12 protein-coding genes and 1 pseudogene are annotated in these 12,360 nt (G+C 46.8%); 6 read left to right on the forward strand and 7 right to left on the reverse strand.

Features of this window, described 5'->3' with window-relative positions:
• Window positions 1-226 precede the first annotated feature (226 nt).
• On the reverse strand, window positions 227-1,651 hold the full coding sequence (locus QUB56_RS21030) for a nicotinate phosphoribosyltransferase (RefSeq protein ID WP_332957826.1): 1,425 nt from the start codon (window positions 1,649-1,651) through the stop codon (window positions 227-229).
• Window positions 1,652-2,153: 502 nt separating this feature from the next.
• On the opposite strand from QUB56_RS21030, the gene QUB56_RS21035 reads away from it, so the two are divergent.
• Complete coding sequence (locus QUB56_RS21035; protein ID WP_332957829.1) at window positions 2,154-2,303, forward strand: isochorismate synthase; 150 nt, start codon at window positions 2,154-2,156, stop codon at window positions 2,301-2,303.
• 150 nt (window positions 2,304-2,453) lie between these two features.
• Here QUB56_RS21035 and QUB56_RS21040 read toward each other — a convergent pair whose 3' ends face one another.
• Window positions 2,454-3,152 (reverse strand): diacylglycerol/polyprenol kinase family protein, encoded by a 699-nt coding sequence (locus QUB56_RS21040; protein WP_332957831.1) that lies wholly within the window; start codon window positions 3,150-3,152, stop codon window positions 2,454-2,456.
• Window positions 3,153-3,452: 300 nt separating this feature from the next.
• Here QUB56_RS21040 and QUB56_RS21045 point away from each other — a divergent pair, with 300 nt between their 5' ends.
• Window positions 3,453-3,734, forward strand: a complete 282-nt coding sequence (locus tag QUB56_RS21045; RefSeq protein ID WP_332957832.1) for an antibiotic biosynthesis monooxygenase — start codon at window positions 3,453-3,455, stop codon at window positions 3,732-3,734.
• A 53-nt stretch (window positions 3,735-3,787) separates the two neighbouring features.
• Window positions 3,788-4,294, forward strand: a complete 507-nt coding sequence (locus QUB56_RS21050) for a DinB family protein (RefSeq protein ID WP_332957896.1) — start codon at window positions 3,788-3,790, stop codon at window positions 4,292-4,294.
• A gap of 232 nt (window positions 4,295-4,526) precedes the next feature.
• Here QUB56_RS21050 and QUB56_RS21055 read toward each other — a convergent pair whose 3' ends face one another.
• Both QUB56_RS21055 and QUB56_RS21060 read right to left on the reverse strand, forming a co-directional pair.
• Window positions 4,527-5,483 carry a glycosyltransferase gene (locus QUB56_RS21055; RefSeq protein WP_332957898.1) on the reverse strand — a complete coding sequence of 319 codons (957 nt, stop codon included), beginning with the start codon at window positions 5,481-5,483 and terminating at the stop codon, window positions 4,527-4,529.
• A gap of 233 nt (window positions 5,484-5,716) precedes the next feature.
• Window positions 5,717-6,187: a tetratricopeptide repeat protein gene (locus QUB56_RS21060; protein WP_332957833.1), complete on the reverse strand. Its 471-nt coding sequence runs from the start codon at window positions 6,185-6,187 to the stop codon at window positions 5,717-5,719.
• Window positions 6,188-6,263: 76 nt separating this feature from the next.
• On the opposite strand from QUB56_RS21060, the gene QUB56_RS21065 reads away from it, so the two are divergent.
• Complete coding sequence (locus QUB56_RS21065; RefSeq protein WP_332957834.1) at window positions 6,264-7,595, forward strand: glycosyltransferase family 4 protein; 1,332 nt, start codon at window positions 6,264-6,266, stop codon at window positions 7,593-7,595.
• Between the two features lie 37 nt (window positions 7,596-7,632).
• Window positions 7,633-9,552 (forward strand): hypothetical protein, encoded by a 1,920-nt coding sequence (locus tag QUB56_RS21070; RefSeq protein ID WP_332957837.1) that lies wholly within the window; start codon window positions 7,633-7,635, stop codon window positions 9,550-9,552.
• Window positions 9,553-9,854: 302 nt separating this feature from the next.
• Here the strand turns inward: QUB56_RS21070 and QUB56_RS21075 are convergent, their stop codons facing one another.
• Both QUB56_RS21075 and upp read right to left on the reverse strand, forming a co-directional pair.
• A complete protein-coding gene (locus QUB56_RS21075; RefSeq protein WP_332957838.1) occupies window positions 9,855-10,001 on the reverse strand; it encodes a hypothetical protein in 147 nt (48 codons plus the stop codon).
• Between the two features lie 320 nt (window positions 10,002-10,321).
• Window positions 10,322-10,957, reverse strand: coding sequence for a uracil phosphoribosyltransferase (gene upp, locus QUB56_RS21080; protein WP_332957839.1), 636 nt, complete (start codon window positions 10,955-10,957; stop codon window positions 10,322-10,324).
• 725 nt (window positions 10,958-11,682) lie between these two features.
• Here upp and QUB56_RS21085 point away from each other — a divergent pair.
• Window positions 11,683-12,138: pseudogene (locus QUB56_RS21085) on the forward strand (DUF4360 domain-containing protein); the annotation flags it as partial.
• A 42-nt stretch (window positions 12,139-12,180) separates the two neighbouring features.
• Here the strand turns inward: QUB56_RS21085 and QUB56_RS21090 are convergent.
• Window positions 12,181-12,360, reverse strand: a 180-nt coding sequence (locus QUB56_RS21090; protein WP_332957840.1) for a hypothetical protein, incomplete at its 5' end; no start/stop codon positions are given.

A 12,360-nucleotide genomic window follows, 5' to 3' on the forward strand; every position in this document is an offset into this window, starting at 1 on the left:
GACTGTTGACTGTTGACTGTTGACTGTTGACTGTTGACTGTTGACTGTTGACTGTTGACTGTTGACTGTTGACTAATGACTACTGACTAATGACTAATGACTACTGACTAATGACCACGAATTTCAAAGGTGGTACCCGCCACGTGATTTATCCGTGGAATCAATCCCAAATCGAAAATCGACAATCCTTAAGCCCCCGCCTTTATCCGTGGGATCAATCTAAAATCTAAAATCTAAAATCTAAAATCGATTGACTCTTTTTCGTTTTTTGGGTGAGAGTTTGCAAATCTGTAGAAATTTCCACTGGCGGCGAAATCGGGTTGTCAAGTTGGCGAGTTTCGGGTCGAAGACTGGCGACAGAAGCAGCAGTGCGTTTGGCGATCTCCTCCAAACTTTCCTGGTGCTGCACTCGTTTGCCTTCCTTGACAACCAAGTTCATTAATGGTATGTAAGACTCGCAATTTTTAAGAGTTTCTCCGGACAATCCCAAACAATCTCCGATAATTTCCCCATTTTCAATATGTCTAAAAATTTGCTTTCTTCCTGGATATGTTACCTTGCCGCTTGCCTCTTTCATCACCGGAATCCCGTCAATTTCCACCAACTTATAAACACCGTTGACAGGGGAACCGCTGACCAACTTCGTTCCCAAACCGTAACCGTCAATGCAAGCACCGCTATTTTTTAATTTAGCAATTTCTCGATCGTCCAAATCGCCGCTAGCAAAAATAGGGACACCCGGAAGGATCGATCGAACTTCCCGAGACAGCACCGCCAAATCGCCGGAATCCAGCCGCACGCCTTCCAACTGCATTTCACCACTGTTTATTCGATCGGCCAACATCCGCGCCGCCGCCACAGTATCGTAAGTATCGATCAGCAGAGGCGCCCCCGGAAAATAGCGGTGAAAAGCTGCAAACGCCTGATTTTCGCTGCCTTCGAGGGCGGCAACAGCCATCACCAAAGCATGGGCGATCGTCCCGACAGGTTTGCGGCCCAACTTCAAAGCAGCCAAAACATTAGAAGTTCCGTCGAACCCCGCAGCCAGAGCCGCCCTAGCCGCCCAGACAGCAGCTTGAGGTCCAAAAGCCCTGCGCGTCCCGAATTCCAGCAACTTAGCCTCCGGGCCCGCCGCATCCCGCAGTCTGGCCGCCCGCGTCGCAATCAAAGTTTGATAATTTATCGCATTCAACAAATAAGTTTCCACCAACTGAGCCTGCCACAGAGGAGCCTCAATTCGCAGCAGTGGCTCATTGGCAAACACCGCCGTCCCCTCCGGCACCGCCCAAACATCCCCAGTAAAGCGGGCTGTGGCGAGTAGAGTCCAAAATCCATCCGGGGCGCCAGCAAAAATCCCAGTGGACTGCAAAGCCTGAATTTGCGACTGAGAAAACCGAAATTTCTCCAGATAGTCGAGCACTTGAGCCAAGCCCATCGCGATCGCATAGCCAAAACCCTCTGGCAGCCTGCGCGCGAACAGCTCAAAACTAGCGGCCCGCCCGTCGAGCCCTTCCCCAACGTAACAAGCGGCCATGGTTAGCTGGTAGAGATCGGTTAAAAGGCTGTAATCTGCTGCGGAAACCGTCAGTTCCCGGTCTTCTAAGATTTCCTCACAACCTGTGAGGTGCAGGCTTTCTGTGGTAGTTTTCATAAGAAAAACCCCGGACAAACTTCTTTGTTTTAATTATAGTAACTAACACCATATCTATTTGTAAATATTTGATAAAGATTGCAGATATTTGTCGGAATAATTCGTTGATTGCGCCCTTGACTAGCCGATTTCAGGTGGATTTAGACATAAATATTATGGTAAAACCCATAAAAATACCTAATTTAACAATCTCAGGAATTAAGCACAAACACTCAAGCGTTGCAGGTTTTTTACGGAAATATTTGGTTGCAGCCCTTGAACAGAGTTAGAAAACCCGGTTTCTGAGCGTCGTCCGTGCGATCGCCCTCGCCCTTGAGTTGAGCCAGAAAAAATCTACCAGGAAAAGGTCGATCGCCCAATAATGCGTAAGGTCTGAAACCTTCTGCTTGCTTCGATGTTGCAGACTAATAAGTAATTCAAATAAATATTGCTAAACTCATCCACAGGCAAAAAATCAGAGTAATATAAAAGTATGAGAACCTAGATAAGAGAGGCAGATTCTATGAATCTTTCTAAATCTTTGGCAAACGCGATGCGTTACGTTTCGGAAGCAGCGATGCGGATTTTTAGCCCCAGCGATGACAACTATCCAAATAGTGGAGTTCAACCTTTTGAAGGTACGCTCTCCAAAAGCTCTAGGTCGAGAGAATGAGCCGCCATTCAGGTCGTTTCTAGCGACTTCGGCACAGGCATTCAGTTTAACAGTCAACAGTCAACAGTTAACAATTAACTGTTGACTGTTGACTGTTAAACTGTTAATAGTAATTGATAGGTTGAGTTTCATTTCGTTCTACTCAATCTATCAATTACCAATTACCCAAAACTGATTTAGGAAAAAGGCGATCGCAGCACTGCCGATCGGCACAGTGAGATTGTCAATTCCCAGCTTGGAAACCGACTCCAAAGTAGCAGCAACCAAAGCTACAACAGCCGACACAGCCCAAGTCTGCCAAACTGCGCCTTGAACCGCCAGCAAAATCAAACTGCTAACAGCAAAACTCACCAAATACATAGTTGCAGAACCTTCCCAACTCTTCTGTATTCCCCAAACTCGATAAATATGTTTGCCGTATTTCTGACCGATGACAGCAGCCAATCCGTCGCCCCAAGTCATCACTAAAATGCCCAAAGTACCGTATTCCTGACGTTGCAGCGGCCAAAACCAAGCCACGAGAACGCTGATACTAAGAGCATAGAAAAAAGTCCCGAAACTCTTGCGGTTGACACTGTTAAGACTCGGCAAAATCGGAACTTGGTAAGAAATTAGGGCGATCGCGCCTGCTAAAATTCCCGCCCAAATCGCCACCAAACCGGGTATTTCCAGCCACCACGCCAGCAAAATCACATTTCCACTACCCATGTGCATCACCTTGCGCGATACTTCAGGACCAACAGAAGTAAAGCGATTTAACCCTTCAGCTACCAGTAAAATCAAACCCAACCAGATACCCACGAGGGAAATTTGCAACCACACAGTCGGAATTTCAGAAAATATAGACACGATATTTAGGAAAAACTTAGATGGGGAACTGTTTACTACTTTACAGGACTTACGCATAACCTAATTATGTAGGGTGCGGTGTGCATGAAGTCTTACGGCTATAATTCGCGCGTTCAACAACTTTTTACGTAAGTCCTGATACATAAGTATGTCATTGCGACCGAAAGGAAGCAATCGCTTCCATTGATGACAGCTTGGCATTTTGGACTTGGGGCGATCGCAATTTAGGTCAAAAAATGTGCGATCGCCTGTTATAATTTGCAGCATCACAAACTTAAAGTTCCCATAAACTTTATTGCTATGCAGTATGTCTTAATTATTCATGAAGTAGAAAATTATGAAGCTTGGAAACAGGTATTCTATCGGGCTGAAAGCATCCGAAAAGAAGCTGGAGAGCGCTCCTATCAGGTCTTGAAGTATGACAATGAACCAAACAAAATTGTTCATTTCTCTGCGTGGACATCAACAACCGATGCAAGAGCGTTCTTTGAGTCGCCTGCGCTGGTTAAAATTAGAGAGGAAGCGGGAGTTAAAGCTCCTGAATTTATTTATCTAGACCAATTAGAGTCTGGAGTATTATGAAAGACGTATTTGTATAATGTAAGTTGTTCAAACTAGGTGGTTAAGTTTTGAGTATGTACGACGGTAGCTACTACCAGCTAATGGCCGAGTACAATTGCTGGATGAACCAAAAGATATATTCGGTCTGCTCGACAATTCCTGATGAACAGCGCAAACAGGATATGGGTGCCTTTTTCAAGTCGATTCATGGCACTCTGAATCACTTACTGTATGGTGACAAAGCATGGATGGGTCGTTTCACTCTTCACCCATTTTCGGGTACCGTTATCGGTCAAGAACTGTATGCTGAATTTGAAGTTTTGAGAGCAGAACGGGAGACAACGGATCGGCAGATTATAGAATGGTCTAGACATCTTAATCCTGACTGGTTGAGTCAACCGTTTGAGTACACAAGCAATGTAGATGGTAAATGCCGCGTGCTACCGACATGGGTTCTGGTGACACATATGTTCAATCATCAAACTCACCATAGAGGACAAATTACCACACTGCTCAAACAACTTGGCTACGATCCAGGCGTGACAGATATTCCCTGGCTACCCGCTATATCAATCGGATAATTTCTGGTTGGAAAGCGACACGCCAGAAGACTCGGCGGTTAAAACCTCGTCTAAACTTGCCTCTCATCCTAGCAGAGGGGGACTGAATAAAATCAAGAATTCAAACCCGTGTTGGTGGGTTTTGTCTGTATAAACGTGATTTTAACCGCCGACTCTTCAACCCTTCCCTTGCGGTCTTTGTGTGTATAGACGCCGTTTGAACCGCCGCGTATTCTGTAGAAATCCTAGGCCTTCATAACTCCCGTTTCAACAACTCCCGCACCGCGGCAAAAGCCCTCCCCCGCCACTCCACCGGCAGCAACGACAATCCCAAACCAGCCCACATTTTCGCCGCAGAAACCGACTTTCCTGCCCGCACCATCGATCGCCCTTTTGCAGTTTCACCAACCTCAATCAGTCGCAAACCTAGCGCTAATTGAGTTTCGGCAATCCTTTTGAGCCTGACTGTTTCCAACTTTTCGGAATCAAATTCGTAGCCGATCAAATAGCGCAATTTATCACTTAAATACGGAATTGCCCGATCGACTCCTTGCTGTCCTGCATGAACTCGATACTCCATCAACAGCTCCGGCAAGTAATAGCATTTTTTGCCCGCAATCGCAAGTCTCACAAACAAATCGTTATCTTCGCAATTTTGCAAATTCGGCCGCAGAAATCCCACTTCTTCCAGGGCGCTGCGCCGAAACAAAGTCGCCCCTATTTGCAAACTCTGTCTTAGAAACACTGCTTCTAGCAAATCTTCAATAATTCCCGGCGATAACTCGGTGCGCCCCCACCGCTGGGAATTCAGTTTCGTCTGGTTTTCGTCAATATAATTGTGAATGTCGATCACCGAGTGATCGGTACTGACAAAATCGATGTTGGGGTCTTTATCTAAAATAGCCGATGTCCGCTCTAAAAATTGCGCGCTCAGGCGATCGTCATCGTCAAACTTGATAAAATATTCGCCCCTTGCCGCCGCAAAGCCCGATCGCATATTATTACTCTTACCGATATTCTGCGGGTGGCGAATGTAGCGAATGCCGCGATCGACAAATTCCGACATCAACATAGGAGTGCTGTCAGTAGAACCGTCATCGCAGACAATTAATTCAAAATCTGTATAACTTTGAGCTAGCACGCTGGCGATCGCACAAGCCAGCAGATGCACTCGATTGCAAGTAGGAATGCAAACGCTAATTTTCGGCACTAACTTAGACAATTTAAGATTTGAGATTTGAGATTGCGAAAAAATTATGAAACCATTGATTTTCTGCCTTCTTCCTCCTTCCTTCTTCCTTCTTCCTTATTCCTCCTTCCTTATTCCTTCTGCCTTCTTCCTCCTTCCTTCTGCCTTCTTCCTTCTACCTTCTTCCTTCTGCCTTCTGCCTTCTTCCTTCTTCCTTCTTCCTTCTTCCTTCTTCCTTCACTCCACAGTTGATTTTAACTCAAACGAGCTGTACATTCGAGAATTAACTTTTGATTCACCAAAGCAAAAGGTTGAATTTCCAAAGCCCGGCGAAAAGCTTGAATAGCATTTATGTATTCTCCCAAGGCAGCGTAGCACAAACCCAGACCGTGCAGCGCCCCAAAATGAACCGGGTTCAGTTTGAGGACGGTTTGGCAGTCCTGGAGCGACTTTTTATAATTTCCTTGGGTATAGTGAAGTACAGCCCGCCGGTTCCAAGCTTCAGCAAAATCCGGCGCTTCGGAGATCAGTTTCGTCAGCAAATCCAAAGCGTGGCGAACATCGCCTGCCTCCAGCGAAACTTGCGATCGCCTGAGAATTTGCATCCCATACTCACCCTTCTGGTTAAACCAAGTGCGCCAGAGTTCAGTAGTTGCCCGATCGCGCACGCTTTCGTCGGGCTTTTTCAAGTCTTCGAGCAGCGCCTTAACAGATAATTCGTCCATAGGTGCGAGGATTGTTAAAAACGTTTTATTAATCAATTTTATCCCGCAAGCGGCAACTTTATTTCTCCCACATCCCATGAAGATTTTGATGCTTTCCTCGACTTTTCCCTATCCGCCAAGCCGCGGAGGAACTCAGGTAAGGACGTTTAATTTATTGCAATACTTGAGCCTGCGGCATCATGTAATTCTCGGTACAGTGCGATCGCCCGATGTCACCGACGCACAAATCGACGCATTGCGCCAGCAAGTTGCAGAATTGGCAGTTTTTTCCAACCCGCAAGTACCCCCCCAAACCCCCCCGGTCAAAGGGGGGCTAAGACTCGATCCAGAACCCGATGGGAATTTTTTGCCGGAACCCCTGAACCAGGGGGGGTTCTTTGACATAATAGGAAAATTCCACAGATTCGGTCGATTTTTGTTGTCCGGGACGCCTCCGAACGTACTCTCAAGCTACTCCCAAGCAATGCAGAATTGGGCAGACGAATTGGTAACAGCAGGCAAATGCGATGCTGTCACCTGCGAACACAGTGTTAACGAGATTTACGTGCGTCCAGAATGGCGGCAAAAAGTGCTGACAGTGGCAAACATTCACAGTTCGGTTTGGGGAACTTGCAGGGAAATGTTAGCAACCGGCACCTCGGAAAAACCCCTGCGCGATCGACTGAATTTACCGCTACTCGCCCGCTACGAAAAACGCTACTGTTCCAAATTTTCCCGCATTGTCGCGACAACATCCACAGACAGAGAGCAACTTCTAGAATTGCTGTCGCCTCCGGTTCGGGTGCGAGGAAAACAAGATTTTTTTGTACCTCCCATTGATGTAATTCCTAACGGCGTGGATTTGACCCAATTTCCCTACCGGTCGATCGATCCGGGAGGACACACCTTAATTTTTGCAGGCGCAATGAACAATTTGCCCAATATTGACGCCGCGCGGTTTCTCAGTTTGCACATACTGCCGCCTTTGCAGCAGCGGTATCCAGATGCCACCCTCACCCTAGTCGGGGCTTCGCCAGTCCCCTCCGTGCTCGCCTTGGGGAAACTCCCGGGAATTCAAGTAGTAGGTCGGGTGCAAAGGGTGGCAGAATATTTGCATCAAGCTGCTGTGTGTGTGGTGCCGATGCGGATTGGTTTTGGGATTAAAAATAAAACTTTGGAGGCGATGGCAGCGGGAACCCCCGTCGTTGCGAGCGATCGAGGTTTGGAGGGTTTAGTCAAGGGTGGCGGACCACAACCGAGAAGGGCCTTGCGGGCCAACAAAGTTCACGAGTATGTTGAGGCGATTACCAGTTTGTTTGAAAATCAGCAGCTAAGACAAGAGCTCTCTGTCAGCGCGCGATCGCTCGTTGAAAGCCAATATACCTGGGATATCATAGGTCGGCAGTACGATCGGCTATTGCAATTTTAAACTCTAAATTCTAAAATCTAAATTCTAAAATGGGACGATGGAACACAAAATTAACACCTCAAAAAATCGAGCCTTACCCCCAGAAAATCGAAAAGTTGCTCCTCCTCCGACAAGACGCCGTCGCCAAACCCGACGCCCCAAAAATCTTCAACAGTCCCAGCTTCTAATACCTACCCCCCCAACTCGCGCCAGATATCCCTGGAAAAGACTGGTAGCTAATTTGACAGCCCTCAGCGTCTTGTGTGGCTGTGCAGCTTTGATGGGAGGCGGCGCTTGGCTGAGTTATCAGCTAATTGTCGATCCCAACGGCAACAAGTTGATCTCTGAGTTTGTGCCGGAATGGTCGCGCCTGCCTACAGGTAGCAGAGATTCGATCCAAACTCTCGATCAAATCAAAGCCAGCCTACGCAAATTGGGATTCGTAACCGGAGAACCCCTCCCGCTTCCCGTCGATCGATCCGGCGATAATTCTATTTCCGATTTGCTCTTGCCGGTGATGGTAGAAAGAACAGTTAAGGCTTCTACTGTTTGCAAAAATCCTTGCCGTCAAATTGTCGAACTTCGGGTGTACAAGCGGGTGCAGCTTCCGGATCGCAGTTCCGATAAAGAGCAGTATTTTCAGCTAGCAAGTTCTATGAACGTAGAAGGCCCGGCGGAATCTTTTGTCATGGCTTCTTTAGCTGACTCTACATCTAACAATCAAGCCTCGAATCAGTCGCTACCCCTGACAGAACTGCGTCGCTTTGACGGAAAGCCCCCCGCCTCCGGCATTTGGTTGAATGTCAGCGGTCAACTAATCCGGGCAGACAAGAAAATTCCTTACGGACAAGTCGTTCGCTACAACCCCAGCCAAAATCATTTAATGTCGCTGTTGGAGTGGGCGAGTGCTGCCGGACAAGCGCCGAATTGGCAGCAAATTGTTAAGGGGGAAAACCCGCAGTTGGCGATCGACCAAACAGTTGGTTTAGAGCCGCAATTTACCCTTTATCAAATTAGCCCGCGCAAATTTTTACCGAACCCAGTTCAGTTAACTGCGATTTCTTTAGAAGAATTTGCCTTCAATGACGAGACTTACAAAAATGGGCTGCGACTGGCCAAAAGCGGGCTGTGGTCTCCAGCATTAAATGTCATGCGTATCGCGAAGGGGAAAGCCGGCAAAAATTGGCCCGCAGTCGCGCAAGCTCAGCTAGAAACGATCGAATTTCACGCTAAAATTACTCGAGCTCAGGCGATCGCATCTTGGGCCAGTCCCGGTCAACAAGTTCTCGCAGAATTGATCGACGGTCGCTGGAGTCAAGCTTTGCAAGTATTTGAAGCCGATGCCAGCAACAGTAACGAAATTGCCACAACCCTCAAAAATGACAGCGGGCGGATCTGGAACCGCGTAGACGCCGCCTTGAGAGTGAATGCCGGTGACGCCGATGTCAAGGCTTGGGGCGCCCTGATTGTAGCCTCTCAAGACGGAACTCGCGAGGCGATGAATTGGCTCGACCAGCAATCAGATACTGACAGCGAAACCAGAAGTCGAATTCGGAACTTGATCAACAAACTTCAGGAAGCAGTTTCTCAGGCTGAAAATTTAGAAAACCACAAGAGTCAAATTATGGGTTCTGCTACTTTAATTAGCAGTATCAATCCCGCTGAGTGGCTGGAACCAGAACCGAAAAACGAGTTAAAATTGGCCGGACAACAAGTTTGGTATCAGGTGCAAGTAGCGAGTTTTTACGACGGTAGCCGCTGGGTTAATTCGCCCTTTTGGGATGTAGAAGTGCGATCTTTTCCTGCTACCCAAGTCAAGTGGCTGTGGGGGCGGCTGGGATTGCAGGCTGACCCCAAGATTAAGATTGAGGTAGCGATGGCTAACGGTCAACAAAGAGTTGCTGTGGGAACGGTGAAAGCAGTGCAGGTTCAAGACGGAAGTCTGCGCTTGCTGGCGGCGGTTGACAAGCGATCGTGATCTGGCAAAAAGCATTCGGCCAAGAGTTCAGTCCCGCACGCACTTGTGACACCAAGAAACCGGGTTTTTTTACCGTTTCTGCCGATTGCAACAGAAGTATTTTCGTAAAAAAACCCGGTTTCGGGCCACCCATGCATCCAAAACTAGGAAGAAGGAAAATGCTTTCTTCTCACCTCCGGCAACTCCGAAAGAGGCGCAATCTCAAAACTCTCCCCCTCCCTCCTATCGAGATCGGACAACACAGCAGACAAAAATTTTGTTAATTTAATTAACACAACTTGGGCAAAAAAAACCCAGAGATGTCAAATCGCGCCCTTTTTGGAGAGTGCTGCAATCATCTGCCGTTTCACCGCTTTAGCCCAAAGCTCAAACTCCAAACTGTTGATACTGTTAATTTTCAATTCCTCAACAGGCTGAAGTGGGGCTTCTTTCTGTACTGTAGTCTCCATGCTTTTTTCCTCGTCCAAAAAATGTTAGTAGTCGATCGCAAACGGTGAACATAATACATCTATCTTATGAACTAAATTCCTGGAATTAATTACACTAAAGGCAGAGATTTTACCCATAAGATGCAGTAAATACATTGAGATAATGCAATTTACGAATTTCACGTCAGAAAATCCTACAACCATTGCTACATATAGGCTTTCCCTGACATTAAAATCTTACAATTTACATTGTCTGGCACTATCAAACCACTACTTATGTTAGAAAACTTACTGTTAAATGAATGTATTGGCATATACAGCCAAAAATCATTTTATTGAATTCACATAGTGCCGTAAAGCCGATCGCCTGCATCTCCCAGTCCGGGTACAATATAGCCGTGTTCGTCCAAACACTCATCAACTGCAGCCGTATAAATCTGCACGTCAGGGTGTTGTTCGTGAAAGTGCTTAAGTCCCTCCGGCGCCGCCAGCAAGCACAAAAACTTAATAGACTTCGGATTAACTTCTTTAAGCCTATCCACTGCCGCCACTGCTGAATTACCAGTAGCCAGCATCGGATCGACAATTAAAACATCTCGCTGTTCGATATCCTGGGGAACTTTGAAATAATATTCAATCGCCATCCGAGTTGTCGGATCGCGGTACAAACCAATATGTCCTACCCTAGCTGACGGAATCAGTTCTAAAATACTATCTAACAATCCCTGACCGGCGCGCATAATCGAAATAATCACAATTTTCTTGGACGCAGCCAGCACCGGTGCATTCATTTTTGCGATCGGCGTTTCTATTTGTTCGTATTTTAGCGGCAAATCTCGCGTCACTTCATAGGCTAGCAGCATCCCAATCTCTTTCAGCAGTTGGCGAAATTTCGCCGTGCTCGTTTGAGTTTGCCGCATTAGAGTTAACTTGTGCTGTATCAAAGGATGGTCGATGACAGTAACTTTAGCACTCATTTTTTTTAACAATTAATCTGCTTTATTCTAACTTATCAGTCCGGGACGCCCTCTTGACGCGAAAAAACCTCAGTTTATAGCCGCCCCTACCTCCAGGACTACTTATCTCAAACCCGTATTTAAAACACAAATACCGCGCGAAGAAAATTCGCTTCTACACTTGCCTTTTTTGGGCGCAGCACCACACTAACTATGCGAGGTTTGAACATACACAACTATGTCATTCTCTCCTTTCCTCTGCTTCCTGCGCTCTTCCTGGGAACGCAGATCCGGACCCAAAAGCCTCCCGGCTGGTCTCCCTCGCTATCTCGCCCTCCGTCCCAGCCCTTTAAAACAGATCCGGAGTTTCGCACCGAAATCTTCCGGAAGTGCCACCAACAGATACGAATCTTAGAAAGTGTCAGCATAAAACCTATTTTTTCGATAAATTCATTAATATAAAAACCCGATACAGGTAATGCAGTTAAGGTCATCAGCTTGACTTTACAGGCTTTTCATATTGCAACATGAAGGCAGTTCTATCCAAGTTTAAACAAGGTTACCTAAATAGAGCTTCAATTCTTTAAGAGGCTCCTAACACACAACTTAACTTATTAAGGAGAACATCCATGAAGTTTGTAAAACTATTGCTAGCTACGGCATTAATGACTGCTTCTATCAGCCCCGCCTTTGCTAATCCGGCAGTTCAAATTTTAGGTGCAAGCTAGGGCAGTAGCGGTTGCCCCCATCGCTCCGCCAGCGTCAGCGTCAGCCCCGACGGTCAAGAACTCACCATCCTATTTGATAAGTTTGCAGCCCAGGGAAATGTCTCAACAGAAAGCCGGAAAAGCTGCAATCTGAGCATTCCCATCAAAGTACCCCAAGGCTACCAAATTTCTATTTACGATGCTGATTACCGCGGCTACGTTGCTCCTAAAACCACAGGCAACCTGCGAGCAGAATACTTTTTCGCTGGAGCCCGCGGTCCAGTTTTTAATCGGAATTTGAGCGGCGAAACTAACTATAATGTTCGAGATAGCTTAGCTACTGTAGCTAATGTTTGGTCTAGCTGCGGCGACAGTGTAAATATGAGAGTAAATGCTGCGATGACCGCCCGCGGTGCCCGCATGGCCACCGTTGACTCCTTCGATTTGGCTCATCGCGGTTTAGTTTATCACGTCAAATATCGCACTTGCCGCTAAGCAGCTTGTGGGGAGTGTAGTGTGAGGAATAGTTTTCAGGTTTTAATTTTGAATTTTGAGTTTAAAGTGGGAAGAGGGAAAATTATTCCCTCTTCCTTCTTCTTTCTTTCTTTCTTTCTTCTTCCCTCTTCCTTCTTCCCTCTTCCTTCTTCCCTCTTCCTTCTTCCCTCTTCCTTCTTCCCTCTTCCTTCTTCCCTCTTCCTTCTTCCCTCTTCCTTCTTC

It is taken from the genome of Microcoleus sp. AR_TQ3_B6 (assembly GCF_036702785.1).
Lineage (GTDB): Bacteria > Cyanobacteriota > Cyanobacteriia > Cyanobacteriales > Microcoleaceae > Microcoleus.

What these genes read in the sequence shown, in the direction of transcription:
- QUB56_RS21030 (WP_332957826.1), bottom strand. Translation starts at nt 1,651, where the DNA reads ATGAAAACTACCACAGAAAGCCTGCACCTCACAGGTTGTGAGGAAATC.
- QUB56_RS21035 (WP_332957829.1), top strand. Translation starts at nt 2,154, where the DNA reads ATGAATCTTTCTAAATCTTTGGCAAACGCGATGCGTTACGTTTCGGAA.
- QUB56_RS21045 (WP_332957832.1), top strand. Translation starts at nt 3,453, where the DNA reads ATGCAGTATGTCTTAATTATTCATGAAGTAGAAAATTATGAAGCTTGG.
- QUB56_RS21050 (WP_332957896.1), top strand. Translation starts at nt 3,788, where the DNA reads ATGTACGACGGTAGCTACTACCAGCTAATGGCCGAGTACAATTGCTGG.
- QUB56_RS21060 (WP_332957833.1), bottom strand. Translation starts at nt 6,187, where the DNA reads ATGGACGAATTATCTGTTAAGGCGCTGCTCGAAGACTTGAAAAAGCCC.
- QUB56_RS21065 (WP_332957834.1), top strand. Translation starts at nt 6,264, where the DNA reads ATGAAGATTTTGATGCTTTCCTCGACTTTTCCCTATCCGCCAAGCCGC.
- QUB56_RS21070 (WP_332957837.1), top strand. Translation starts at nt 7,633, where the DNA reads ATGGAACACAAAATTAACACCTCAAAAAATCGAGCCTTACCCCCAGAA.
- QUB56_RS21075 (WP_332957838.1), bottom strand. Translation starts at nt 10,001, where the DNA reads ATGGAGACTACAGTACAGAAAGAAGCCCCACTTCAGCCTGTTGAGGAA.
- upp (WP_332957839.1), bottom strand. Translation starts at nt 10,957, where the DNA reads ATGAGTGCTAAAGTTACTGTCATCGACCATCCTTTGATACAGCACAAG.